Here is a 26,517-nt window from a genome sequence, read left to right as displayed (position 1 = left end):
CATCTGCCTCATTCGTTCTAAAATAATTTTCTTGCTTTAAATACAATAATGCTTTGTCTTACTAATGATCAAATCGCGTCAACACATAAGCTTTGGTCGGTGCGATATTATTTTGTTGAAAATACACTTTATTTTTTTCAGTACCGTTTAAGATCTTATCTAAATCCATGACTAAATTCTTGTGCGCATCTACTTTATAATAAAATTGAATACCTTCTATACGATTCACAATAATCTCTCGATTCGCTTCATCATAGGCCCATGTATTTTTTTGATAAGATCGATTTGACTTAATATCATTATTTTCATAAGTCATTTTCCCCATATAAACAAGGGTTCTATGTGCAGTACCATCTGGCAATAAATTGATAATAAATTCTGAATTGCCTTGATCACACATCGCAAATGGGTCTTCACAATTAATTTGCACATGATAACGCCCAACAAGCTGTTGAGCTTTTGGAGTCATCGTTTCTGAAGGTTGATCTAGAGCATTGACTTCTGAAGCCGTGGGTAAAGTCGCCTGCCCAGCCACTTCAGTGAGCTTTTTCCCATGCTGCACTTCATCATGTTGCGTCAACGCTCCCTGATTAAGCACGTCATTCGATGGGTTCGCTGAACCCGAACGATCTTGTTTATTATTTGTTGTTGAGGAATCACATGCTGTAAGCGCCACACAGCAACTGAATGTCATCACTCGAACAAAACTTATTCCATTAAATACAACATACATAAATCAAAAAACCCAACAATTAAATCGACAGATTTACCTATTTGGCAAAGCACAACTGCGATACACATCAAATATTCATATTTATCTGTTTATTTTAGGGTGTTGTCACATTTCTCGAAATCTTAAGCGGTTATTTTTTACAAAAGTATAAAAAACTGATCTATTCCGCCGAATAATGCTTATATTTACTCCGTTTTTTAGAATACTCTGGATGGTATAAATCTTTATTGTTACATAGCATTAACAAAATTAATGTGCGATTCACTTGAAGAATTCAGTAAAAGTCCCATTATTAAATTATCAAGATTCATTTATAGAATGATTGATAACAAATCACTGAAGGAGAGTTAAATGGCCAATTCTGGTTTATATCGTTCTAACCGACACAATATGATCGCCGGTGTAATGGGCGGTATTGCTGAACGTTTTGGTTGGAATGTGACATTATTACGAATTATCTTCGTTGTTGTTTCATGTATGAGTGCGGCTTTTCCAGGGATTCTTGTCTATTTAATTCTTTGGTTGCTAATACCAAAACAAGATTTACGCTTAGATAGAACATACAGCTACCAACGCCCTACACGTACCATTTACGAAGAGAAAACACATTAATTTCAACAGTTTTAAATTTTAAATAGTTTCCCTTTTTCAAGCTACACCAGTTCCCCCAAACTGCTGTAGCTTTTTTTTATTCTCAATTAAAGTTTAGATTGATTTAACTGCTGTTGTAATACAGCAATCATATCTGCACGACTGATGATCCCCACCAGTTTTTGCTGTTCAACCACAGGAATATAGTTAAATGATCGCTCAACAAAATAAGGCACTAAGTTCTGAATGGGTTGTTGCGGTTGTGCAGTAATCACTTTGCGATTCATGATTTGTTTAACCAGATGCTCCCATGATGCACGAGGATCTGCTGCACGCTTAAACCATTCCACAACGTCATAGAGTGCCAATGTTCCAACCAATTCATGTTGTGAATTGATCACAGGCAGACTCATCAAATTCACTTTTTTAAATTTATCTAATGCCTTATGAATATCATCTTGCTCATCCAAACTAATCACATCTTTGGTCATAATATCTTGGCAAAGATATTGACTGACATTTCGAGCATTGGCTTTTTCTTGTGCTTCTAAAATGATTTTTTGTAGATCGTATTCACTAATATCCAAAAGCTGAGTTTGATGTTCTAAAACTTCTTGAATATCTTGCGGTTGAATGGTGACTTTCTGTGTCGGTGTTGGGTCTTTGGAACGTGTATTGACTTGTGCAACTTGTGGGTATTGTTTCCCCAACAATCGGTTGAAAATAATCGCCACAACCAGCAATAAAACAGAATTTAATAAAACTGGATAGAAAATAAAGTGATAACCTAACTGGTGAACTGACTCTCCACCTAGCACTGCAGTAATCGCAACAGCACCACTTGGTGGATGCAATGAATCTGTAGTCATCATCAGAAAGATTGCCAAAGCAACCGCAATACTAAATGCTTCCGTTTGATTGGAAATAAATAGTGCGCAAGTTACCCCAATAATCCCTGCAATGGTATTCCCTACCACCATATTCCAAGGCTGTGCCAATGGACTTGCAGGTACAGCAAAGAGCAATACGGATGAAGCTCCCATTGGTGCGATATACCATGCGTTAAAGTCACCGAGTACATACCAACTGATAAGTGAAGATATTGCCAAGCCCAGTAATGCGCCGAGTCCACACAACAATCGGTCTTTTAGCGGTAAAACTTTAAAATTGGGTTTTAAGGTATTTAACCATTCAAGTTGGGTATGAAACACGTCATTCCTTTGCTTTGCTAAATTTGAAATGTGATTATACGTGGTTGTGTTTATAAGATATATTTAATATCCATTTTATCCATATCAAATTTTCCAATAATTTATCACCTAATGATTTTATTTATAAAATTTCTTAGATAATTTACATATAAATTGTCTAAATTTCTTTCATCATAGACTCAATATCTTAATAAGAAAAGAATGTAGGAAAATCAATCCATTTAAGGCATTCTATTACTGATCTATTATGAATCATCTGTGATCTGCATCATGACACAATATCGCAATAAGAATATTTTCAAAGCTCTTCTCTTAGCACCGATCGCTTTATTGGTCATCTTGGCTTGTTTGTTTATTGTGATGAATCATGAATATAGCTTACAAGCAATTTTAACTGTTTTAGGAGTTACGTTGCTGATTTATTTCATTTACTGCGTGATTACAGTCCCGATCAGTTATGCAATATCAGTATTACTTTCTCGTAAAAATCGACTGACATTCTTTAGTATTATCTTTGGTTCTTGGTTGATGTGGGCTATCGTTTCAATGATAGGTTATCTCTTATTTACAGGCACACTTCCCACACCGTTTTGGAAGTTGTTTACAGATTGGTTTTTCTATTGTTTAGCTATGTTTGTTGGGTGTTGTTATTGGGGGATTTTGCAAGTATTCAATAAGATTACTTGCAAATCATAATCTTAGCTTTAAGATTAAACTAACTTTTGAAAATACCATCTAAAATGTCTCAAAATCGCGAAGAACTATTAAAACACTTAGCTGCCTCCCTCAAAGATGCCAAAGAAGATGGTGGAGCAATCCTTTTGGTTGGCGCAGGGATTTCTGTTTCAGCAGGTATCCCACCTGCATTTAAACTGATGAAAATTGCGATTGAGAACTTTCCAAATTATTTTACAGAAGAAGAACAAAAGCTAGCTCAAGAAGATTTAAGCCAACTTCAATACAATGACATTATGACCAAACTGTCGAATGTAAAACGTAAAGAGCTTTTTAAATGGTTTATAGAAGGCAATAAAGATAAAGGCATTGAAAAAGCCAAACTGAACTTCGCACATATTGCGATTGCTGAACTTTTAAAGCAAAAATACTTCAGCAGAATACTCACTGTTAATTTTGATCCTTTGCTGATTCATGCATGCTACATGGTAGGCATGTATCCTCTTCCCGCAATTTATGATTTAGGTTCTGTTGAAAGAGTTAACCCTGAACTTTTTAACGATCCATGTATCATTTATCTTAACGGACAACATGTAGGACAAGTTCAAAGAAACACTACAAACCAACTCACTCAACATGACCCTATTTTACAGAAAGTTGTACACTCAACAGGTTGTACTAAAACTTGGGTGGTTGCAGGTTATAGTGGTGAAAATGACCCACTTATGACCGCCCTGAAAGAGCTACGTCCTTATAGTAATTGGTTGTATTGGCTCGAATATAGCAATCAAGTTTTACAAAAAGAAAGCCATCATTTTTTAGGGATAGATGAAGAATGCAAAGTTATTTATGGCTGTGATGCTGATGAAACATTTATGGACATTGCAGAATGTTTAAATTGCAATTTGGATTTTATCGAACGACCTGAAGTGGAACTACAGAATTATTTAAATGAAATCAATTTTGAAACAGCACGAGAAAAAGGAAAACAATATAAATCACATACCGAACAACTTGTCAGAGTTCTAAGTAATAAACTAGATAATTACACTCGTGTTGATATTTTTTATACAATGTTGGAAAAACTAGACGAAGATCAATTTACTGAAAATAATCTTTCACTTAAAATTGCATGTCAAAAAGAAATTTTAATTTATGAGCCTAAAAATCTTTTCATGGCAGAACAATCCCTCAATACTATTATGGTTTTAAGTAGAACGACATCTGATATAAACTTAAAATTCAATATATTAAATGAACATAAAGACCTTTTAACTCTACTCGAGCCATTAAAATTAGAACAAAATATTCATAACGCATTTATTTACTTCTTAATTCATTTAGCCTTTATCGAAAAAAATTCAGTTGAGAAATCAAAGAAAATAAATTCTATTCAAAAAATTCTACCATTAATTAAAGATAACTTAGACACTCTAACTTTATTAGAGTTTTATGCTCTTATAAAAAATTTTTCAGCCTTCGAATTAACACTGAGTAAAGAAGCAAAAGCTTGTACTAACTCAAACGAATTATTAGAACTCAAAGAAAGTATGACAACATCCATCATTATTAATGAAATTCAACGCTCCTCAAAGTTCATTACGATCATGCAAAATATCTTTGATATAAAGGTTGATTAAAAACAGCAAACCTTTGCCACTCCCCACCAAAATCCTTATACTTAGAACCAATTTTTTCTAATACTTATAGTGGATGCTGCATGAGTCGCGCCATATCGCATATTGATACATTCCAAGGCTTAATTCTTGCCTTACAAAACTACTGGGCTGAACAAGGTTGCGTCGTGTTACAACCTTACGATATGGAAATGGGTGCAGGGACATTCCACACTGCAACATTCTTACGTGCGCTTGGTCCTGAAACATGGAACGCAGCATACGTTCAACCGTCACGCCGTCCGAAAGATGGTCGTTATGGTGAAAACCCAAACCGTTTACAGCACTATTACCAATTCCAAGTGGTGCTTAAGCCAAACCCAGACAACATTCAACAGTTGTATCTAGACTCATTAAAAGCTATCGGCATCGACACACTCGTTCACGATATTCGCTTTGTTGAAGACAACTGGGAATCTCCAACACTTGGTGCATGGGGCTTAGGTTGGGAAGTTTGGTTAAACGGTATGGAAGTGACTCAGTTCACTTACTTCCAACAAGTCGGTGGTGTTGAATGCTACCCTGTCACTGGTGAAATCACTTACGGTCTTGAACGTCTAGCAATGTACCTACAAGGTGTAGATTCAGTTTACGATCTTGTTTGGACCAAAGGTCAATTTGGTACTGTGACTTATGGCGATGTATTCCATCAAAACGAAGTTGAGCAATCGACTTATAACTTTGAATATGCCAACGTTGAAAAAATGTTTGAGCTTTTCGACTTCTATGAAGCTGAAGCAACACGCTTAATGGAAGCTGAACTTCCACTTCCTGCATATGAACAAGTGATCAAAGCATCACACAGCTTTAACTTGCTCGATGCTCGTGGTGCAATTTCTGTGACTGAACGTCAACGCTATATTTTACGTGTTCGTACTTTGGCGCGCTCTATTGCACAAAGTTATGTGGCAGCACGTGCAAAACTTGGTTTCCCTATGGCTGAACCACATTTACGTGATGAAGTATTGGCACAGTTAAAAGCGCAAGTTGAAGCAGAAGTAAAAGCTGAGCAAGTTGAATCTAAGGAGAGCAAATAATGTCTAAACATACAGTATTGTTCGAATTAGGCTGTGAAGAATTACCACCAAAAAGCTTAAAAACTTTACGTGATGCACTACAAGCTGAAACTGTAAAAGGCTTAAATGATGCTGGCTTAGCTTTTGATTCTATCGAAGCATACGCAGCACCACGTCGTTTGGCATTGAAAATTGTGAATGTTGATGCTGCTCAAGCAGATACACAAAAACGTTTCGATGGTCCTGCAAAACAAGCGGCTTTTGATGCTGAAGGCAAACCGACTAAAGCACTTGAAGGCTTTATGCGTGGTCAAGGCATCACTGTAGATCAAGTAACCACTTTCCAAGCAGGTAAAGTTGAAAAAGTTTGTTATTTGAAAGATGTGAAAGGTCAAAGCCTTGACGTTTTATTGCCACAAATTTTACAAACAGCTTTGGACAATCTTCCAATCGCAAAACGTATGCGTTCAGCGGCAAGCCGTACTGAATTCGTTCGTCCTGTAAAATGGGTTGTATTGCTGAAAGATAATGATGTTGTTGATGCAACCATTCAGGATCATCAAGCAGGTAATGTGACTTTTGGTCACCGTTTCCATGCACCTGAAGCGATTACATTGGCAAATGCAGAAGACTATTTACCGAAATTAAAAGCAGCACATGTTGTGGCTTCTTTTGAAGAACGTCAAGCGATCATTGACCAACAAGTTAAAGCGCTTGCTGATGAAGTGAATGCGATTGCGATCGTCCCTGCTGACTTACGTGACGAAGTGACTGCATTGGTTGAATGGCCAGTTGCGCTTCGTGCAAGTTTTGAAGAACGTTTCCTTGCTGTTCCGCAAGAAGCGTTAATCACCACGATGCAAGACAACCAGAAGTATTTCTGTTTGGTCAATGCGGACAATAAACTACAACCTTATTTCATTACCGTTTCAAATATTGAGTCTAAAGATCCGACTCAAATCATTGAAGGAAATGAGAAAGTTGTACGCCCTCGTTTATCTGATGCTGAATTCTTCTTCTTACAGGATCAAAAGCAACCGCTTGCTTCTCGTAAAGAAAAATTAGCCAATATGGTATTCCAAGCTCAATTGGGTACGCTGTGGAATAAGTCTGAACGTATTGCAAAATTAGCTGTGGCTTTATCTGCGATCACAGGTGCAAACCCTGCGGATGCTGAAAAAGCAGCGCTTCTTGCTAAATGTGACTTAACGTCTGAACTCGTGGGTGAATTCCCTGAACTTCAAGGGATTGCGGGTACTTACTATGCACGTATTGAAGGCGAAAATGATGAAGTTGCTGAAGCTTTAGGTGAGCAATATCTTCCTAAATTTGCAGGTGATGTTTTACCACAGACTAAGACAGGTACAACGATTGCCCTTGCGGATCGTTTAGATACGTTGACAGGTATTTTCGGTATTGGTCAAGCACCTACAGGTTCAAAAGACCCGTTTGCTTTACGTCGTTCTGCGATTGGTATTTTGCGTTTAGTGACTGAAAATAATCTTGATGTTTCAATTGAAGAATTGATCAAGCTTGCTTTAGCTGCGTATGGTGATGTGATTAAAGATCATGACAAAACTTTAACGGATGCAGTTGCATTCCTGGAAGGTCGTTACCGTGCGAAGTATGAAGACCAAGGCGTTGCGGTTGATGTGATTCAAGCGGTTCAAGCGCTTTCTCCAAAATCGCCTTTAGATTTTGATAAACGTGTGAATGCGGTAAATCATTTCCGTGATTTGCCTGAAGCTGCTGCACTTGCAGCTGCGAATAAGCGTGTTGCAAACATCTTGGCTAAAGAAGCTGCACCTACAGGTGAAATCGTTGAATCTAAACTGGTTGAAGATGCTGAAAAAGCACTTTATGCAGAGATTCAAAAATTGCTTCCTGTGGTTCAACCGCTTTTGGCTGCAAAAGATTATACCGAAGCGCTGTCTAAACTTGCTGCGTTACGTGCGCCGATTGATGCTTTCTTTGATAGTGTGATGGTGATGTCGGAAGATGCTGAGTTGAAAGCAAACCGTTTGCGTATCCTTGCGCAGTTGCGTGATTTGTTTACCAGTGTTGCAGATATTTCGGTGTTACAACATTAATGGAAATCTTTACTCATTCTCCAATGAGTAAAGCGATTCTCAAGCTCTTTCTTGAGCTTGAGAATTATATTTCTACGAATCATCAAAATTTACCTCATGGTGCTGTAAAAGCTTATATTTTTGGTGGTTGTGCTTTTCATATCCATACCAATGCTCGTGGTAGTAATGATGTAGATGCTGAAATTCAAGCAATTCCTTTATTAAAAAAAGAAGACATCATCATTTTTCTTGAACAAAATGATATTGAATATATTGATGAAAATAATTTAGAAACGAATTTAGAATTTGATCGTGGTTTTAACACCGCTTTAGCTTCTATTGATCCTGATTATATTGACCGCACTATTCCTCTCATCACTGAAAGTATTGTAGAAGTTTATTTAGTTTCAGCACTTGATCTGGCTATTTCAAAATTAGCACGGCTGTCTGATCGAGATATTGAAGACATTCGAATCCTATTTCAGCTCAAAAAATTTTCACTTGATCAGTTTAAAATTTCAGCGAATAATGCTAAAGACTATTATGCGACTCCTGAACAATTGGAATCGAATATTCACTATATGATTTCGTTGTTATCTGAGCTATCTGAATAAGTGAGAGGATGATGAATCAGCATGAGTTTGAAATAGCTTTACAACAATTACTCGCACATTCTTTAAGTTCTGCAACTTTTGAAGAAGTTAAACCTGTGGCTGAAGCTTTGCTATATTCAGAATTTTTACCCACTGCTTTTTCTAAACTCAATGCTTTAGAAACACGTCGATTAGTTTTTTTATTGGAAAAATTTAGCCGCTATTCTTGCTCTTCTGTGTTTAGACGTACTCAGTTAAAAGCCTATTCAACGAATTTATCAGAACGATTCACATCCCCAAATCTTTTACAGGATTCTTTTGCAACTGACCCACTCGCTAAAAAACTTGGTTTGGATGAAGATTTAAATCATCTCAAGCCACAATTACTTAGCTTACAAACACGTCATTATCAGCAATCATTTACTTAAAAATGTTTTGTATCCTTGCGCAGTTGCGTGATTTTTTACAAATGTTGCGGATATTTCGGTGTCGCAACACTAAGCTAAATATTTGAAATAAAATAAAAACCCTGCTTAAATAAGTGGGGTTTTTATTTTGAGTAAACTATAATGCTAGCAAATTATAAAGCTTATGATTTTGAAAAAAGTCTCGAACGTATTGATGAAATATTAGACTCATCTGACAACAACTATACAGATAGTAAAACTATACCTAACCGAGATAACTTAACTTTTACAAATGGTTACTATGTATATGGAACTGCAATATTTGTAGATATGAGAGGTTCAAAAGCCTATGCAAACAATCATAGAAGACCTGTACTAGCAAAAGTATATAGAAGCTATATTTCAGAACTCGTAGCTATTTTGAATAGTTTTAATAAAGTTCGAGAATTATATATAGAAGGCGATTGTGTTTGGGCAATTTACGATACACCTTATCAGCACGATATGAATGATATCTTTACTCTTGCTGGAATGGTCAACTCACTAATTGATACTATCAATATCAAACTACGTAAAAAAAAGTACACTGAAATCAAAGCAGGTATAGGAGTTCACTATAATGAAACCCTTATGATTAAAGCAGGTTATAAAGGCAGTGCTATCAATGAAGTTACTTGGATTGGCAGCCTAGTATCTGAAACAGCTGAACTATGCTCGAATGCAAATAAAAATGGTAATCAACCAATTTTATTTAGCAATTCATTTTATGAAAATCTACCAAATCAACAATATAAAGATTGGCTTGAAAAGAATTGGTCTTATGACTGTTATGGTGGATATATAATCAACACCAATATGAATGATTGGGTTGAAAATAATGGATAAATCTACTTTTTTACAATCTGCAATTCAAGATACTCAACAGAATATTAGAGCTATTGACTTTAAAATTGGGGCATTGCTTGCTGGTTGTATTGTGCCTTTCCCACAAATTAGAACAATTTATGAATTTTTAGACTCAAATGGTCTATGGTATCAACAAGCACTAGCTTGGCTAATTTTTGCTATCTGGCTAGTTGCTGTTTTAATCTTACTAGCAGCACTATCTGCAATTGATAACCCAAGCAAACATATTAATGATGGCTATGCTCAGAAAGGTCATTACTATGGTGGGGGAACTTTTAAATTTAATTTAATCAATGGTTTCTTCCGTACAGATATTCGAGCCAATCAAACAGTACAAAATTATTCAGATGAATTAGATAAAGCCAATTTTCCATTTGTCAAAGAGTTAGCTTTTGAACATTTGAAATTGATTTATGTCCGAGATTTAAAACTATTTAGGCTTAAATTTGCTGTTGTATTAATAGCTTGTTTGATAGTTATTGGATCAGTTTCATTCTTATTTACACCTGAAGCAAAAAAAGTTGAAGTTCAAAAAACAATGATAAAATTGCCTAATACACCTCAACAATAAAAAGTATACATTTAAGAGACTAATTTCCATAGGCTTTTAAGAAGGGCTTATCTATACTGAAAGCATTATTTTGACAATCAGACGCTTACAATGAATCTAAAATTCGCATCCACTACACTACTTTGTATTTCTGCCCTCACCGCTTGCTCAACCACACCAACAAATCCCAACGCCCCTGTCGTCTTAGAACAGCACAAAAATATATCTGCTGAACCATCGACAAAACACAATCTTGCTCGTCTTATTAAGCAAAAAGACAACTGCGTGATCGAATTTACAGGCAACTTTGAAACAGGCAAAGCCACAGAACACTGGATCTTTAAAGGTGATCAACTGATTTCAGCATTTTCAAATATCGATGCCGAAGTAGAAAACAAACAAACTGTATTTGATCCAAATGATGCTGAAAAAGTGAAAAACTTTGAATTACTGAAAAATAATTTCAAAACAACAAACCTAGAAAAGTGCCTATAAGCACATAAAACAATACGTTCATCCTCCTCAAAATATTCAAAAGAGCGAGGATGAACGATATTTTCAAAAATTCACTTTGTAAAAAATAAAAATTAGCCAAAATTAAAACATCTGTAATAACAAAGGCATAAAAAATTAAATCAGCTCAATCTTATTCACAAATCTTACATAATTGTTAAAATTCTGTAGCTAAGCTGTTGCTGTTTTATCTCAAGCGCTATTCAAAACCATTTTTAACATTAAGATGGGCATGACTCAAAACTTGAAACAGAATCAAGCACAGGATAAAACGAATTATGAAAATGCTTAAAACAACAGTACTCGTAAGCGCACTTCTAGCAAGTGGCTCTATTTTTGCCAATACAAATGTAGGTGCAAACGCATCAGTAGAAGCCAATGTAAATACCCAAGGTGGTCTACTGCACAACATCGGTCAAGGCATCCAAAACACTGCGGATAAAGTCGGTGCAGGCATTGAAAAAGGCGTAGACAAAACCCGTGAAGTCTCAGGAAATGCTTGGGAAGGTACAAAAGACGCAACCCATTCAGCAGGTCAAGGCATCCAAAATACAGCAGATAAAGTAGGAACAGGCATCGAAAAAGGTGTAGATAAAACCCGTGATGTATCTAAAGATGCATGGCAAGGTACAAAAAATGCAGCAGGTAAAGTTGGCGCAGGTGTAGAAACTGGCGTAGACAAAACCCGTGAAGTTTCAGGCAATGCGTGGGAAGGTACAAAAGAAGCTGCAAACAAAGTAGGTAGCGAAGTTGAAACAGGTGTTGAAAAAGGCAAAACAGCAAGCAAAGGCGCTTGGGAAAATACCAAAGAACTCGGTTCAAAAGCAAAAGATAACACCAAGAAAACATTAAAGAAAGCCAAAAAAGCAGTCACACCTAAATCATCTCAAGCAGGTGCGAAAGTAAATACCAACGCTCAAGTCAAAACCCCTGTAGGTAGTGCTAAAGTTGGTGTATCTGCCAATGCAAATGCAGGCACTAAATAATCTATATTTGGCACATGAAAAAACTCACTTCGGTGAGTTTTTTTTAATTTCAACATTTTGGCAACTATGTATCCTTATGTATTTTGCTGTAGGTTTTTTCTAACCGCCAAACATTTTATACAAATAAAACAGTATGATAACGACAATATATTTAGCTCATAGCTAAGTCTCATCAGTGAAGGATGAACAACGAAATGAAGATGATGAAAAGTGCATGTTTTATGATCGCTGTAATCACAGCACCATCACTCTATGCTCAAACGGATAGCGCAAATCAAAACCAAGCTTATGGTGACAATCCGAATATTTTTAGAGTTTTAGCACATAAAACCAGTGAAGCCGTGCAAAATACAGCTGAAAAAGTTGGAACTGCGACTGAAAAAGGCATTCAAAAAATTAAACCGTCATTTGATGCAACGATTGAAAATACCAAAAACTATACCACTGAACAAGCGACTATTGCGCGTGACAATACCCGTCAAGGCATCGATACTGCTGTCAAAAAAGTGGAACAAACCAAAGATAGAATCACAGGAAAAAACAGTTATAACATTCCGATTGAATCAGGTAGTTTAAGCCAATCTTCAACAACCGTTAATCCAAGTCAAAATAATACTGTGTCTTATACTGCACCGATTGTTCAGGAAGCACCGATCAGTACACAACCGATTCAGCAAATTCCACTTCCTCAAAACAATGTACAAAATGCGCAAGAAGAACCAGAGATTAAAAAGCAATCTTTGCCGATCGAAAATAATGCTACACCAAATCCTTCAAATGAGCGTGATACAACAACCAATAATTCGAGTACAAGCAGTGCAAAAGATTCAACAGATGATGATTCAGGTGTCCCAAGATAAGACAAAAATCAATCGTCAATTCACTTGGCGAATGGTATGACCTTGTTTAAATGCTTCAACATTTTCAAGCATTTGATCAACAATACGTTGACGAGCATCGATACTGCCCCATGCACTATGTGGTGTGATAATTAAGTTAGGAATATTCTCAGCCAGTAGAACATTGCCATCCTTTGGTGGTTCTACTGAAAGAACATCTGTCGCTGCACCTGCGATTTTTCCTTGTCGCAAGGCAACTGCCAAAGCTTGCTCATTGACAATACCACCACGCGCACAGTTGATCAAAAATGCTGATTGCTTCATCAAATCAAATGCTTGCTGATCGATCAAATCACGAGTTTCATCGGTCAATGGACAGTGTAAACTCAAAAAATCTACTTGAGGCAATAATTGCTTAAATGGGATACGTGATTCATTTTGTGGTCGATTGGGTAAAGCACCGACCAAGACATTCATACCAAATGCTTCTGCTAACTTGGCAACAGCTCTGCCCAATTCTCCGTAGCCAATGATCCCCAAAGTTTTCCCTGAGAGTTCGACAATAGGAAAATCAAGTAAACAGAAAATCGGCGATGTGTTCCATTCACCTTGTTTGACTGCACGATCATATTTTAATAATGATGTTGCTAAAGCTAGCATCAATGTCAACGTATGCTGTGCTACCGCAGACGTGCCATAACCTTGACAATTACAGACCACGACTCCCTTTGATTTCGCTTCTAATAAATCAACATTATTTGTTCCAGTTGCAGAGATCAAGATCAGCTTAAGATTTTGACATTGTTCAATCATTGATGCATCGACAACGACTTTATTGGTGATGATCACATCAGCATTTTGCACTCGTGCCAAAACCTGATCTGAGGTTGTCGCGGGATAAAGTTCAAGATCATCAAAAGCTGATTTTAGCTCACTAAAATCCAAATCATTCTTATCTAAAGATTCATAATCTAAAAATACAGCTTTCATTTACATTCCTTGTTATAAACATACAAAACTACAAGTATGAAATATATCAGGTATTTATCACAAGCTACTGAACTGTTGTAGGAATAAAGTTAAAAGATCTATTTTTTAATGCCGTTAAGTAGGCAACTGCCATCCGATACGCTTCCTGAATAATTGCTTCAGAAATATAACTTTCATTGTAATAGCCATGTTTCATACAAGTAAAAATCAACTCCATAAGAATGGTTAAGGTATCTGGTTGTTGTGGCACATAATTATCAACTTTAATCATTTCTAAAGCTTTACGAACTCCCTCACTGACCTTTTTCAATTCAATTTGATATTCCAAATAAGCCTGTCGTGTAAATGGACCACTCAGAATCAATAAACTGGCAATTTCAGATTCATTAAAAAATTTAGCCGTCGCTCGAATCATACTTTCAGTCAATAATCGCCCGTATTCATCAATACTGGCTTTCGGGTTTTCAGTCAGAACTCGTACAGCAGTTTGCCCCAATTGCTTGACCAGATCATTCAAATGCGCCAGTGCAATATGACGTAAAATATCGTATTTCGTCGGAAAAAATTGATAGATGCTGGTGCGTGGCACGCCAGAAGCATTGGCAATTTCAGGAATAGAAATCTTTTCAATTCCAATGGATAACAACAATTTTTCAGTTGTTTCTAACATCGTTTCCATACGTTTTTGTGAACGTTCTTGTTTGGGCTTGTTCACTTTCTTCGTCACTTTTTTTAATACAGATGTTGACGGTATTTTGATCATCAGCTAATCTCTTCAAAAATCCAACAAATGTTGGTTTTATATCTTCCTTGCAGTCATACAAAAAATATAGAGGAAAACGGAAATGAATTTACCCCTTTCCGATGTAAAAATGTCAAAACAAAGCAAAATTAAACTTTTTGCAGATCCAGAAGATGCATTACGCAATCAAAAAATCCGTAAAGGGATTTTAGAGGTCGGTGATCAATTACGTGAACGTCATCCGTGGTTAGTTCAGCACCAAGATCAAATTGGTCTGGGTATTTTAACCCTAGCTGTCACTGGAATTATTTTCAATATAACACAATACGCTAGAGGGAAAATGCCTTGGTATGTGGCAGTTCCACTTTCTGCATTTTGGATGTCAATCTTGCATGAACTTGAGCATGATTTGATTCACCAAATGTATTTCCGTAAAAATAAAAATATGCATAATTTGATGATGGGTGCGGTCTATATGTTCCGTCCAAGTACCATCAGCCCGTGGATTCGTCGTGATATTCATATACATCATCACAAGTCATCTGGCACGAAAAGTGATCTTGAAGAACGTGGTATTAACAATGGTGACAAATGGGGCTTAAAGCGTCTGATCATGACTGGTGACAATATGTTGGCGGTTTATCTGCGCCCAATCACCATGATGAAAACCACCAATCGCTATGTCAATGCCCAGAAAAACTTAACAAAAACTGAAAAATTAAAATTAAAAGCAAAAGTTTCATCAGGTTATACGCCTTTGGGGCATATTCACTATGCTTTATGGCATGGCTTTTTACTAATGTCAGTCGCAAAACTGGCAATGAAAGCTGTTGGCATAAAGCAACCTAAAAATAAACTATGGAAATTGGCGGATAAGACAACCAAGTTCTATGCCGTCAGTATTGCTGCACCGAATTTCCTCAGAACGCTGAGCCTGCATTTCACCAGCTCAAATATGCATTATTACGGTGATGTAGAAGATGGCAATATCGTTCAGCAATGCCAAGTGTGGACAGATTGGCGCATGAAACCACTACAAGCGTTCTGTTTTAATTTTGCAGGTACACATGCAATCCATCACTTTGTGGTACGTGATCCATTCTATATCCGCCAAGCAATTGCACAGGACTGCTACCCAGTGATGAAAGAAAATGGCGTGCGTTTTAATGACTTTGGTACATTCAAACGTGCTAACCGTAGATTTGAATCAGGAAAATCATGAGAAATAACAACAATAAATAAAAAAGTAAGGAACTTTCCGATTGATGAGGGCTCGTGCATGTGCCCTCTTTTTTATTTTAAATCGATTGGTTTGGCTTTATATTAGAGTGAATAAAATTTAAGCACCACAGTCGAATCACCATAAAAAATGAATTTTAAAACACTCAAACCATTATCCATATTTACACTTTGCTTTTGTGTATCCGCAACGAATGTTTTTGCAAGTGAAAAAGTTTTGCAATCTATTGATAACTTAGATAACGAGGACATCCATACTGATGAAGGTAATTATTTCAAACTCATTCAAATAGAACAAGGTTGTCGAATCGAAGCTAAGTTTTACCTATCTAATCAACAGCATATTTACAATTATTACATTAACAATCAAACATTATATAAAGCGACATGTAAGACTTTCCAATATCGCTATAAGAAAGGGGAAGAAGGTTCTTTAGGCGCTGTTACTGGTATTTATCAAAGTTCAAGTGAAGTTTATCCATTGACTGATGCTGAAATGCTAAAACGGTATAAATATTTTAAGTCATTATTTCCTAGCACTTATCTCAAGCAATGTACCTAAACAATACGCTAAAACATGTCACTTTAAGCAATCTTAAAGTGACAGAACTCATTCAAACTTTCATCATCAAAACTGACTTGCCCCTGAATATCACAACTCATATAAAAGTTTTTATAACTCAGCACATAAAAGTCCGTGGTCTTTTTGATCACGATTGGATTCATATCCAAAGACAAAGCATCATCGTGTTTAAATAGCTTGGTGACACGGCGGTCATTCATACAAATCAAATAGTTTTGTTTTTTAATCTCAACTTGCGCCAAACCATTATTTTCAACATGCAATGGAATAATATATTTACCATTCACATCAATCACTTGCTGATCATAACTTTCCAGTTTTTGCGTAATCACATTGAACACTAGAATATTGCCATAACTATCTTTAAGTTGAGATTTATCCTCAAAGGCAAAATTAACCTGAATCCCTAATTTTTGTAGATCCTGCTCATCGACACGTTTATTGGTCAATAAAATACGGGTAATCGTTTGCTTCAGACTGGCATCAAAAAAAGTGCTATCCAGTTGAATATCTGAACCTTTTAGAATTTTACCTAATGCTTCGTTATGTGTTCCAAGTAAATGCGCAATCACACTACGATAATAAAATTTACTGTTTTTCTTCACCTCACGAATCTGCTTATAAAAATAAGTCTGATCATAAGGACGTTCAATAAAATCGTGTAGTAATGCAGAGTTTGCCAACACCGCAATCGCATCATGTCCTGTATAAGGCAAATGCAAAGTATGTAACTGAGGAATTAGCGGTTTTATTTTTAAATAATGCTCTTTGTCATGTTCGAAATAAGGATCATAGACAATGATATATTCACACTCAGCAATAATATCTTTCGCCTGAATACGCATGTCTGAATTTAATTCAGGATCATAAAAGTCGGTGTAGCGTTTATCTTCAACTTCTGTTGGATCAATTGAATACTGTGGCACCATCGCCACCACACGATTCATTTGCAAAGCACGCGCATATTTGATTGCAGCGTAGCCCCCCATCGAACCACCATAACCGACGATATTTTTATACTGTTTTAAAATTGGCGTAATGTGCTCAAGTAAAGCTGTCATGCTTGAAGCAGGAAACCATGATTTTTGTTTCGGCATGATGCCTACCACAGCATAATCATATTTCATCAAAGACTTTTCAGCATTGATCGACGTACCCTTGGCACGGGTGATCAAGTCCCCAAAAGACAGAACCAGTGTGTCAGCACTTCCTTGTAAATAGATTGCTCTGATATGTTCGTCTTCAAAAATTATTTGCTTGTCCATTCGCACACCGAGCAAAGCTCTCTCATTGGCTGAAATTAAATGAATTGGCACTTGCCTATTCATTGCTTCAAGTGTCATATTTTATAGAGTCTGGTCAGATAAAAAAGCGCAAAATATGACACATTCCTTACATCCTGCTGCTCAAAAAGGTTTCAGTTCTGCTGCTGAACTTTATCAACAAGTACGACCAAATTATCCACAAGCAGTGGTTGATTGGTTAAAGGATGACTTAAAACTCAATCCTCATTCCACTGCGATTGATCTAGGTTCAGGCACAGGAAAATTCTTAGCCTATCTAAAACAAGCCACACCCAATATCACTGCTGTCGAACCTGTCACAGAAATGTTGGAACAGTTGAAAATAGTACATCCTGATGTACAAACGCTTCAAGCCAAGAGTGATCAAATTCCACTAGATCGTAGCAGTGTTGATGCTGTTTTGTGCGCTCAGGCATTTCACTGGTTTGCTAATATTGAAACCCTCACTGAAATTCATCGTATTTTAAAACCACAAGGGCATCTCGGACTGGTCTGGAATCAACGTGATGAAAATGTGGATTGGGTCAAAGCATTGGCAGATTTGCTCGCCACCATGGAAGGTGACACACCTCGTTACCACAGTGGACAATGGAAACAGGTCTTTGAGGATCAATCACTATTTGAACTGGTCAGTAGCAAAACCTTTACCCAGTTACAAACAGGTACAGTGGAAAATGTCGTGAGTAAACGTTTACTTTCCACCAGTTTTATCGCTGCAATGTCGGATGCGGAACAGCTTAAGCTCAAACAACGATTCGAACAAATAGTGTTTGAATATACAGGCAAACGTGCTGAAGATGAGATTGATTTTCCCTATACAACCTATGTTTATAGTTTTATAAAGCAAGATTAAGATACCGTAATTTTATCATTTCAGGATGCCAATATGAAAACCGCTTTGCCAATCATCACATTACTCTGTTCCGGTTTAATCCTCAGTGCATGTCATAAATCACCTGAACAAGAGGCAACAAAAACAGATCCACAAAACAAAGTTGAACAACAACTAGATGCAACACCAATCAAAGAATTCCCTGCAACAGAACATGATTCACAAGATATTGAAATATTAGTCAATTTTAATAATCATTTTTCAGCTTTAAGTGATGAAATGGAAAATGAAATCATAAAAATGCAACAAGAGGGCTCTTTAACCCCTGAATTTGAACTCAGTCGCCGTCAAGATAATATTCAATCCGCATTCAACATGCTTAAAGAATTAGATTTACATACCGAGCAAGGACGTTATATCCAAGGTTTACTCTATAGCTCTTGGGAAGCGCAGCAAAAACAACTCAAAGAAAACTCATCAGTAGAAGCAAAACAATCGGTTCAAGGGATGAATGAATATATGCAAGCTCAGAAGCAATTACAGCATTGGAAAAATCAAACTGAGAAAAAATCATAGTTTCGTCAGATTATTTATCTATTTTTCCCTGTGACTATCCATTAAAAAAGCCCTACTGGTTATAATCAAATAGGGCTTTTTAACATAAGTCTATGTTTTATCTAAAAATCATGATACTCGAATACGACAACGCCATTGCTGATCAGGTTGCTTAGACGATTCCCATGCACGAATATGAACTAACTCAATATAATCCTGTCCAGGTTTTTCAGCACTAAAGCGGAAAGTTTTTGTCCCACCGACACCTACAGCACCCTGCTCTACTTCATTCTGCGTATACGTTTCTTCAGTTTTAAAGATTTTCAACGGTTGCAACAATTGCCACTGATAACCCGTGCTTGGATTTTCAGGTGCATTAAACACAAGTACATCACCCACTTTCATATCCATCAAAGTTGGGCACTTTTGTTTGAGCGTATATTCATGTGTTCTCGTATTCTTAGGCGCATTGGAACTTTGACAAGCGGTCAATCCTAAACCCAATACCAACATGGTCACATACGCTAAACCTTTCATTCGTCAAACTCTTTGTTATAAATATTGCCTAAAATTAAGCCAATAACTTAGCATCATCTCAGCTTTGGCTCAATTTGAATTTAGAGTTTTTGATTTTCTAACCACTTAATTGAATCAACACGAATCAATTTACATGCGCCATCCCCGACACCATTCCAATCGAGTGCAGATTTCCACACCAAATCTTTGTCATTGACCTGAACCAAATCACCCGTTAAACGTACCAAGTCACCACGTTTTACTTTTTTGATTTCTTTAGCAATTTCAGGATTAGCAGGAATGATATGCATATTACTCACCAACTGAGTTGCATACTGTGCAGGAATCGGTGGCTTCGCCATTTGCCAATTTAAATAACGATCGTATTGGTTGATCGAAATCTGACGTGCAATTTCTGGATGAGTAAACAAACCACGCGTTACCGCATAATCAATCGGTGAAAACTTTGCTTGCTCATCATCGTTATATTCTTTTGAGCCTAAAATACGAAACTCACCACGAAATGGCTCTAATACTGAAATTTTCTGTTGCTGTTCAGTTGGCGCTAAACCATTGGCGATATTGAACGCAGGATTTATTTCAACTTTCTGTGCAGATGTTGTCGATTGAAAAGCATGAACCTGAAAAGCGCTCAATGCCAACAATCCTGCATAGATTAACTTTTTATTCATCGCATGCTCCTAATCACCACAACGTACATTTTTCATCGATATAACTGCATTATTCACATAAAAACTTAAAATAAATATCGAGTTTAGGTAACAAAATACAGCGATTTCGTCATATTTTTGTCTTATATTCCACGCTTGCTTTGGTTAGAATCGAATCAATACAAATACAACAGTCTAAAATGATGATCTATAAATTTTACCAGCAACGCATTTTCCCGCATTTACTCAATCAAATTATGCAAACCCCAAGTATGATGGATGGTCGTGCAGAGTTACTGCGTAAAGTACACGGTGAAGTGCTGGAAATTGGTTTTGGTACAGGTTTGAATTTACCTTTTTATCAAGCTGTCGATCAGCTCTACGCGCTTGAACCCAATCGAGATGTTTACCAACTTGCGCATAAACGTGTCTCCGAAGCACCTTTTCATGTACAACATATTCAAGCCAGTGCCGAAAAGTTACCTTTTGCAGATAATTCACTCGATAGTATAGTCAGCACTTGGACCTTATGCAGTATTGCAGGTTTAAACCAAGCTATTCAGGAAGTTCGTCGTGTTCTAAAACCAAATGGAACGTTTCATTTGATTGAACATGTACAATATAACGATAACAACACGCTCAAAAAATTGCAGGATATTTTGACACCTGTACAAAAAGTTATTGCAGATGGTTGCCATTTGAATCGGAATATTGAGCTTGAACTTTTAAATGCCAATTTTAAATTTGCTGAGAAATATTATTTTGATGCGGAAGATTTACCCAAAGTCGGACGGCGTATGTTCATGGCAAGAGCACAAAAAATTTAATATCTCTCTCATTACTTATTTTCTATTCACCACAAGCTCAATGACCTCTACGATACAATAAATTCATTTCGTTGAGGTCCCATAAACTCCACGCAAAAAATGCAAAGTTATTAACAAAATCAAGTTACACTTGTCTTAGAAAGAAAAAAATTAAGGACAGGTGTGCATGTCACTGCTACTCCAAATCACGCTATTTCTTGGCGCCGCGCTCATTCTCGTTCCACTCGGGAAAAAACTCGGTATTGCAACAGTACTTGGTTACTTATTTACAGGAATATTGCTTGGACCAAGCGTATTTAATATCGCCAATGATCCTGAAGAAATCATGCACCTTGCAGAGTTCGGCGTAATCTTACTGATGTTCTTGATCGGTTTAGAATTACGTCCTCAACGATTGTGGGAAATGCGCCAATCGATTTTCGTGATGGGAAGCTTACAAGTCATAGTAACTGGCATTGTGCTCATGGGAACCACGTTCCTCGTGTTGCAACAAAGCCTTTCCGCGAGCTTTGTGATTGGTTTTGCACTGGCACTTTCATCAACAGCATTTGTACTGCAACTGCTTGCAGAAAAACAACAACTGAATACCACACATGGTCAACAGTCCTTTTCAATTTTACTCTTTCAAGATATTGCGGCGATTCCACTGCTTGCTGTGATTCCAATGTTAGCAGGTGGTCAATCCAGTCATCATGGTGTGGCTTATTTCGCAGCGATCATTGCGACATTTACAGGGTTATTTTTATTTAGCCGCTATGTGATGCGCCCTTTCTTCCGCTTCGTGGCAAAAAGTGGTGCGACAGAACTGATTACTGCTGTTGGATTATTTATCGTTTTAGGCGTCGTACTGTTGATGGACACGCTCGGAATCAGTACTACACTTGGTGCATTCCTCACTGGCGTGCTTCTAGCAGATTCTGAATTCCGTCATGAGTTAGAAGCCAGTATTGCACCTTTCAAAGGCTTGTTACTCGGTCTATTTTTCATGACTGTGGGAATGACCACGCAAATCTCATTGATTGTGGATATGCCCTTATTCATCGTTGGTGGTGCAATAGGATTGATCCTCATCAAAATGCTCGTCATGACTGCGATTGCGCGATTTAAGAAGATGAGTTGGTCGAACAGTTTGATGGTTGCAACCTGTTTGGCTCAAGGCGGTGAATTTGCCTTTGTGGTGTTAAATGTCGCCAAAAGTGAAAAAGTCCTCACGGATGCCATCATGGAACCGATTACATTGGTTGTGACGCTATCAATGGTGTTTACACCCGTTGTATTTTGGGTCGTTTCCACTTGGATTTTGCCTTTACTCAACAAAAATACTGAACCTCAATATGATGAAATTCCCAATGATCACCCTGCACTGATCGTTGCAGGTTTTGGTCGTGTTGGGCAAATCATTGCTCGTTTGGCACGTATTCGTCATTTTCGATTTACCGCAATTGATAATAATCTGCAAAAAATTGATTTTGTCCGTCGCTATGGTGGCACATTGTATTATGGCGATGTGACACAACCTGATTTATTACGTTCCGCAGGCATCGAGCAAGCCAAAGTTTTTGTACTTGCCATTGATGATGTGGAAGACTCAATGAATGTTGCGCGCCATATTTTATTGAATTATCCCAACCTAACATTACTGGTTCGCGCACGTGACCGTTATCACATGCATTTGCTTCGTGATGTCGGGGTTAAACACATCTGGCGTGAAACATACTTAACGTCTTTGGGTATGGGCTATCGTGCTTTATGTGAATTAGGCGTCAGTAAAGAAGATGCTTATAATAGCGTTGAACTGTTTAGAAATTACGATGAAGAACTTTTAGCACGGCAACAACGTATTTTTACCGATGAACAAAAAGTCTTTGAAAGCTACCGTGATTTTATTTCAGAACTGGAACATCTATTTGAAAGTGATACCCAGGTGGATAGCCAAAATCCAGAGCAATACAAAGATGACCCTGATTTGGACGAATCAGGTTTGGAGCGACCAGAGCCGAAAACTCAAGCACCACAGCAAAAGCAGGATCGTTTTCATATTATTCGTGATGATGAAAACTGATCGTACATATAGCCATCAAGTTTTAGTACAAAATAAACTTGTGATTTATAATATCGCCACCATCTAAACAGGGATTTGGAGAATTTTATGACTGATTTACGTCAACGTTTTTATATTGAAGACAGCCCTGTTCGCGGTGAAGTTGTGCATTTAGATACGGCACTACAAACCATTTTATCTCAACGAGACTATGCACCAGCGGTCGCTATTCTTTTGGGTGAAATGCTTTGTGCAACTGCGTTACTTGCCAGCACATTAAAAATTAAAGGACGTATCAGCTTACAAATCCAAGCGCAAGGTACTTTTAAATGGGCAATGGCGGAATGCAATCACCTAGGTGATGTACGTGCACTTGCAGATTACGAAGAAGATCCACACTTCATGCTCAGTGAAGACAGCAGCACTGTACTCAACACCCTACAACAACCAGTTTTGTTTATTAATATTGAACCTGAACATGGTGAGCGTTATCAAGGTATCGTACCTTTAGATAAACCAACACTTGCAGGTTGCTTAATGCAGTACTACGATTTGTCTGCACAAATTCCTACACGTATTGTTTTGGCTAGTACACATCACAATGCGGGGGGCTTACTCATTCAATTATTACCGCGTAATAATGAAGAGGAACAGCAACGTGTCGATGAAGATTTGTGGCCACGCCTAATCATGCTGACTCAAACACTCAAATCTGAAGAATTAACCGATTTGGAAGCCCAAGACATTCTTTATCGCTTATACAATGAAGAAGAAGTTCGTCTTCCAGAAGTGGAAAACTTGCAATTTAACTGCACTTGCTCACATGAGAAGTGTCAAAATGCATTGATTCAAATTGGTTTAGATGCGGTCAAAGAAACTTTAGAAATTCAAAACCCAATCGAAATGGATTGTCAGTTCTGTAATAAAAAATATCAGTTCACTGCAAAAGAAGCACTCAGTCTCTTTGGTGAGCATTTAAGTTAAATAATTCCACCAACTTAAATTGATTCAGTTTAAATAGCAAACTTAAGTTTGCTATTTTTTTTGCAGATTAATACATATTTTTATATTTAAATAATACCCGAAAAACCAAACATAAATTTGTGACACACACCTCATTTTAACATAAAATCATTTATTTTATTCTTATCAAATACTGCAACTTTAATTAGTAAAACTTAAATCACTCAAAATAAAAAATAAACAGTATATATTCGATCAAACCCATTCAAAAATTATACCTTTAATAATAAATAACCCACTGATTTAAATAAATATATTTAAAAAAATAAAATCTTGATTTATACTTATAAAAGGTAGAGTCTATTCATAATAATTCATACTTATGATTTAAATAAAAAAGGATGTAAGAATATGAAAAAGATTTTACTCTGCTGCTTGAGCCTAATTACAAGCCTAAGCCATGCTTATGATTTAACAGGAAAATGGAAAACTGTAGATGATAAAACAGGTTATTCTCGTGCCGATGTCGAAATTGTAAAAAATCCAGATGGCACATATTCAGGGAAAATTTATACTATCCGTCCATTACCAGGTAAACCATTAGAACCGAAATGCTTACAGTGTAAAGGGAACTTAAAAAATGCACCTTACGTGGGCTTACAGATTATTTCAGGATTTAAACAGGATCCAAATAACCCAAATGAATTTATTGATGGGCAAGTATTAGACCCGTTATCAGGTAAAGTTTATAAAGGGAAAGCCAAAGTAAATGCAAAAAATAATCGCTTAAATATGCGTGGATATATTGGTGTATCAATGTTAGGGCGGAGTGTGACTTGGTTGAGAATTGAATAGATTTATATTAAAGCGCTTCGGCGCTTTTTTTATAAGCCCTGCCTTATCCTAAATGGATTTAAATAACCTGAAACTATAAACAATAATCCCCAATAACGTGAAAATACTTGTTCAATATTTGAATAAAAATAACATTGATCTAGAACTCATTTTTCAGCTATAAATTTTGAAACAATAACAACACGAAGAAAGGCTTCCATAGATCTCAAAAAAAGCATAAAACTATAATAAAGATAAACAATTAATGACTGAGAATATGGCAAAAAATTATTATGAAGAACTGGGAGTTTCAAGAACTGCGACGCCTGATGAAATTAAAAAAGCATATCGTAAATTGGCTCGAAAATATCATCCAGATGTGAGTAAAGAAGCTGATGCTGAGGAAAGAATGCAAGGCATTAATGTCGCTTATGACACGCTCAGTAATGAAGAAAAGAAAAAACAATACGATTTCGAACTCGACAACCCTTATGCCAATACAGCAGGCTTTGGCGGACAAAGCAATGGACAAAGTGGCTTTGATGGCAGTCAATTCTATCGTTCAAGTGGCAATACAAGTGGTCAAGACTTTAGCGGTTTTGAAGATTTGTTTGGACGTTTTGGTGGTGGGTTTGGTGGCGGTCGTCAACAAGAATATGGACAAAGAGGCTCTCAACAACGTAGTTATAAAGGTGAAGATCAACACGCCAGTATTCAAGTTCCTGTGAATATTGCCTATGAAGGTTCAACACAAACCATCACCCTACAAATTCCGACTTATAATGCTTATGGCGAAGCCGAAGTTCAACGAAAAACACTTCAAGTAAAAATTCCAAAGGGAATGAAAGAAGGACAACAAATTCGTCTTTCTAAACAAGGACAGGCTGGAATTAATGGCGGTGAAAATGGTGACTTATATATCGAAATTCAATACCAAGATACTGATCGTATTCGTGTCGAAGGCGCAGATGTATATTACACCGTAGATGTTACCCCTTGGGAGGCAGCACTGGGGCAAAGTATTGAAATAGATACACCAGCAGGTAAAGTCAAAGTGAATGTCCCACAGAATGCCAAAAATAATCAACAACTGCGCTTAAAAGATAAAGGTATCCCTGCAAAAGTACCTGGACATTTATATTTAGTCATCAATATCGTTTATCCAAAGGCCAACACAGAACAACAGCAAAAAGCATATCAAGATTTTTCCAATGCTTTTCATGACTTTAACCCACGTTCATAACTGAATAATTGATTGATAAATCAATCACTCTGCTAAAGGAGAGCAATCATGACAACTATTCAATACCGTGAAATTGTCTATGACGGTTTCCAAGATGCCGAAATCGTAGATGAAAACCTAAATTTAGATCTCAAAAATTTTGCCCAAGCCTGTGGTCAAAGCCCTGAGTGGATTTTACAATTACTAGAATATGAAATCTTACCTGCTCGACCAGAAGATCGTATTCATCAATTTTTTGGAGAAGACATTGCACGTGCTCGACGAGCCTATCGCCTTCAACGAGATTTTGAAGCAAGTTTATCTGCTGTTGCAATGATGATGGATTTACTTGATGAGGTTCAACAATTACGGAAACAAGTCAAACACCGTCATCTACATTCACACTAATTCATTTCAAATTGTTAATACCTAG

At 36.9% G+C, this 26,517-nt stretch carries 29 protein-coding genes; 22 read left to right on the top strand and 7 right to left on the bottom strand.

The annotated features are described in order from the left end of the window. Nucleotides 1-61: 61 nt before the first annotated feature. Nucleotides 62-733, bottom strand: coding sequence for a hypothetical protein (locus EXE10_RS00265; RefSeq protein WP_228256755.1), 672 nt, complete (start codon nucleotides 731-733; stop codon nucleotides 62-64). Nucleotides 734-1,084: 351 nt separating this feature from the next. Here EXE10_RS00265 and EXE10_RS00260 point away from each other — a divergent pair, with 351 nt between their 5' ends. After that, nucleotides 1,085-1,345 carry a PspC domain-containing protein gene (locus EXE10_RS00260; RefSeq protein ID WP_130111968.1) on the top strand — a complete coding sequence of 87 codons (261 nt, stop codon included), beginning with the start codon at nucleotides 1,085-1,087 and terminating at the stop codon, nucleotides 1,343-1,345. 86 nt (nucleotides 1,346-1,431) lie between these two features. Here the strand turns inward: EXE10_RS00260 and EXE10_RS00255 are convergent, their stop codons facing one another. After that, complete coding sequence (locus EXE10_RS00255) at nucleotides 1,432-2,535, bottom strand: HPP family protein (protein ID WP_130111967.1); 1,104 nt, start codon at nucleotides 2,533-2,535, stop codon at nucleotides 1,432-1,434. A gap of 270 nt (nucleotides 2,536-2,805) precedes the next feature. Here EXE10_RS00255 and EXE10_RS00250 point away from each other — a divergent pair, with 270 nt between their 5' ends. The 11 genes from EXE10_RS00250 to EXE10_RS00200 all read left to right on the top strand — a co-directional run bounded on the left by EXE10_RS00250 (nucleotide 2,806) and on the right by EXE10_RS00200 (nucleotide 12,786). After that, on the top strand, nucleotides 2,806-3,231 hold the full coding sequence (locus tag EXE10_RS00250) for a hypothetical protein (protein ID WP_130111966.1): 426 nt from the start codon (nucleotides 2,806-2,808) through the stop codon (nucleotides 3,229-3,231). Between the two features lie 44 nt (nucleotides 3,232-3,275). Then, the gene (locus tag EXE10_RS21820; protein WP_228256754.1) at nucleotides 3,276-4,850 is read left to right on the top strand and encodes a hypothetical protein; all 1,575 of its coding nucleotides are present in this window, start codon (nucleotides 3,276-3,278) and stop codon (nucleotides 4,848-4,850) included. An 80-nt stretch (nucleotides 4,851-4,930) separates the two neighbouring features. After that, complete coding sequence (gene glyQ / locus EXE10_RS00240; protein WP_130111965.1) at nucleotides 4,931-5,923, top strand: glycine--tRNA ligase subunit alpha; 993 nt, start codon at nucleotides 4,931-4,933, stop codon at nucleotides 5,921-5,923. After that, nucleotides 5,923-7,992, top strand: coding sequence for a glycine--tRNA ligase subunit beta (glyS, locus tag EXE10_RS00235; protein WP_130111964.1), 2,070 nt, complete (start codon nucleotides 5,923-5,925; stop codon nucleotides 7,990-7,992). Before glyQ ends, glyS begins: the two co-directional genes overlap by 1 nt. Beyond that, nucleotides 7,992-8,585 carry a DUF6036 family nucleotidyltransferase gene (locus tag EXE10_RS00230; protein ID WP_130111963.1) on the top strand — a complete coding sequence of 198 codons (594 nt, stop codon included), beginning with the start codon at nucleotides 7,992-7,994 and terminating at the stop codon, nucleotides 8,583-8,585. Before glyS ends, EXE10_RS00230 begins: the two co-directional genes overlap by 1 nt. Nucleotides 8,586-8,596: 11 nt before the next feature. Then, a complete protein-coding gene (locus EXE10_RS00225) occupies nucleotides 8,597-8,992 on the top strand; it encodes a hypothetical protein (protein ID WP_130111962.1) in 396 nt (131 codons plus the stop codon). Nucleotides 8,993-9,133: 141 nt separating this feature from the next. Continuing rightward, the gene (locus tag EXE10_RS00220; RefSeq protein WP_130111961.1) at nucleotides 9,134-9,856 is read left to right on the top strand and encodes an adenylate/guanylate cyclase domain-containing protein; all 723 of its coding nucleotides are present in this window, start codon (nucleotides 9,134-9,136) and stop codon (nucleotides 9,854-9,856) included. After that, nucleotides 9,849-10,448 (top strand): hypothetical protein, encoded by a 600-nt coding sequence (locus tag EXE10_RS00215; protein WP_130111960.1) that lies wholly within the window; start codon nucleotides 9,849-9,851, stop codon nucleotides 10,446-10,448. Before EXE10_RS00220 ends, EXE10_RS00215 begins: the two co-directional genes overlap by 8 nt. A 90-nt stretch (nucleotides 10,449-10,538) precedes the next feature. After that, nucleotides 10,539-10,922: a hypothetical protein gene (locus EXE10_RS00210; RefSeq protein ID WP_130111959.1), complete on the top strand. Its 384-nt coding sequence runs from the start codon at nucleotides 10,539-10,541 to the stop codon at nucleotides 10,920-10,922. A 296-nt stretch (nucleotides 10,923-11,218) separates the two neighbouring features. Further along, on the top strand, nucleotides 11,219-11,926 hold the full coding sequence (locus EXE10_RS00205; protein WP_087553018.1) for a hypothetical protein: 708 nt from the start codon (nucleotides 11,219-11,221) through the stop codon (nucleotides 11,924-11,926). A gap of 194 nt (nucleotides 11,927-12,120) precedes the next feature. Further along, a complete protein-coding gene (locus EXE10_RS00200) occupies nucleotides 12,121-12,786 on the top strand; it encodes a hypothetical protein (RefSeq protein ID WP_130111958.1) in 666 nt (221 codons plus the stop codon). Nucleotides 12,787-12,801: 15 nt separating this feature from the next. On the opposite strand, the gene EXE10_RS00195 is transcribed toward EXE10_RS00200, so the two are convergent. Both EXE10_RS00195 and EXE10_RS00190 read right to left on the bottom strand, forming a co-directional pair. Next, on the bottom strand, nucleotides 12,802-13,755 hold the full coding sequence (locus EXE10_RS00195) for a 2-hydroxyacid dehydrogenase (RefSeq protein ID WP_130111957.1): 954 nt from the start codon (nucleotides 13,753-13,755) through the stop codon (nucleotides 12,802-12,804). Between the two features lie 64 nt (nucleotides 13,756-13,819). Continuing rightward, on the bottom strand, nucleotides 13,820-14,518 hold the full coding sequence (locus tag EXE10_RS00190) for a TetR/AcrR family transcriptional regulator (RefSeq protein WP_068973772.1): 699 nt from the start codon (nucleotides 14,516-14,518) through the stop codon (nucleotides 13,820-13,822). 82 nt (nucleotides 14,519-14,600) lie between these two features. On the opposite strand from EXE10_RS00190, the gene EXE10_RS00185 reads away from it, so the two are divergent. Then, nucleotides 14,601-15,719 (top strand): fatty acid desaturase, encoded by a 1,119-nt coding sequence (locus EXE10_RS00185; protein WP_130111956.1) that lies wholly within the window; start codon nucleotides 14,601-14,603, stop codon nucleotides 15,717-15,719. A gap of 234 nt (nucleotides 15,720-15,953) precedes the next feature. Then, on the top strand, nucleotides 15,954-16,298 hold the full coding sequence (locus EXE10_RS00180) for a hypothetical protein (protein ID WP_228256753.1): 345 nt from the start codon (nucleotides 15,954-15,956) through the stop codon (nucleotides 16,296-16,298). Between the two features lie 23 nt (nucleotides 16,299-16,321). On the opposite strand, the gene EXE10_RS00175 is transcribed toward EXE10_RS00180, so the two are convergent. Then, nucleotides 16,322-17,584: a hypothetical protein gene (locus EXE10_RS00175; protein ID WP_130111954.1), complete on the bottom strand. Its 1,263-nt coding sequence runs from the start codon at nucleotides 17,582-17,584 to the stop codon at nucleotides 16,322-16,324. A 115-nt stretch (nucleotides 17,585-17,699) separates the two neighbouring features. On the opposite strand from EXE10_RS00175, the gene EXE10_RS00170 reads away from it, so the two are divergent. Next, nucleotides 17,700-18,476: a class I SAM-dependent methyltransferase gene (locus EXE10_RS00170; protein ID WP_130111953.1), complete on the top strand. Its 777-nt coding sequence runs from the start codon at nucleotides 17,700-17,702 to the stop codon at nucleotides 18,474-18,476. A gap of 33 nt (nucleotides 18,477-18,509) precedes the next feature. Further along, complete coding sequence (locus tag EXE10_RS00165; protein ID WP_130111952.1) at nucleotides 18,510-19,031, top strand: hypothetical protein; 522 nt, start codon at nucleotides 18,510-18,512, stop codon at nucleotides 19,029-19,031. A 108-nt stretch (nucleotides 19,032-19,139) separates the two neighbouring features. Here the strand turns inward: EXE10_RS00165 and EXE10_RS00160 are convergent, their stop codons facing one another. After that, on the bottom strand, nucleotides 19,140-19,547 hold the full coding sequence (locus tag EXE10_RS00160) for a protease inhibitor I42 family protein (protein WP_130111951.1): 408 nt from the start codon (nucleotides 19,545-19,547) through the stop codon (nucleotides 19,140-19,142). Nucleotides 19,548-19,627: 80 nt separating this feature from the next. Beyond that, on the bottom strand, nucleotides 19,628-20,218 hold the full coding sequence (locus tag EXE10_RS00155) for a hypothetical protein (protein WP_087553011.1): 591 nt from the start codon (nucleotides 20,216-20,218) through the stop codon (nucleotides 19,628-19,630). 182 nt (nucleotides 20,219-20,400) lie between these two features. Here EXE10_RS00155 and EXE10_RS00150 point away from each other — a divergent pair, with 182 nt between their 5' ends. The 6 genes from EXE10_RS00150 to EXE10_RS00125 all read left to right on the top strand — a co-directional run bounded on the left by EXE10_RS00150 (nucleotide 20,401) and on the right by EXE10_RS00125 (nucleotide 26,492). Beyond that, nucleotides 20,401-21,024, top strand: coding sequence for a class I SAM-dependent methyltransferase (locus EXE10_RS00150; RefSeq protein ID WP_130112037.1), 624 nt, complete (start codon nucleotides 20,401-20,403; stop codon nucleotides 21,022-21,024). Nucleotides 21,025-21,190: 166 nt separating this feature from the next. Beyond that, complete coding sequence (locus EXE10_RS00145; protein WP_130111950.1) at nucleotides 21,191-23,086, top strand: monovalent cation:proton antiporter-2 (CPA2) family protein; 1,896 nt, start codon at nucleotides 21,191-21,193, stop codon at nucleotides 23,084-23,086. Nucleotides 23,087-23,173: 87 nt separating this feature from the next. Next, nucleotides 23,174-24,049, top strand: a complete 876-nt coding sequence (locus EXE10_RS00140) for an Hsp33 family molecular chaperone HslO (RefSeq protein WP_130111949.1) — start codon at nucleotides 23,174-23,176, stop codon at nucleotides 24,047-24,049. A gap of 390 nt (nucleotides 24,050-24,439) precedes the next feature. Further along, complete coding sequence (locus tag EXE10_RS00135; protein WP_087553008.1) at nucleotides 24,440-24,883, top strand: DUF2147 domain-containing protein; 444 nt, start codon at nucleotides 24,440-24,442, stop codon at nucleotides 24,881-24,883. A gap of 256 nt (nucleotides 24,884-25,139) precedes the next feature. Next, entirely contained in the window at nucleotides 25,140-26,105 is a 966-nt protein-coding gene (locus EXE10_RS00130) for a DnaJ C-terminal domain-containing protein (RefSeq protein WP_130111948.1), read from the top strand. A 48-nt stretch (nucleotides 26,106-26,153) separates the two neighbouring features. Then, nucleotides 26,154-26,492: a chaperone modulator CbpM gene (locus EXE10_RS00125; RefSeq protein WP_130111947.1), complete on the top strand. Its 339-nt coding sequence runs from the start codon at nucleotides 26,154-26,156 to the stop codon at nucleotides 26,490-26,492. Nucleotides 26,493-26,517 lie beyond the last annotated feature (25 nt).

The organism is Acinetobacter sp. WCHAc060033 (genome assembly GCF_004209125.1).
Classification (GTDB): Bacteria; Pseudomonadota; Gammaproteobacteria; order Pseudomonadales; family Moraxellaceae; genus Acinetobacter; species Acinetobacter wuhouensis.
The sequence above is the reverse complement of the archived record's forward strand: the minus strand, read 5'-3'. Positions and strand labels throughout refer to the sequence as shown.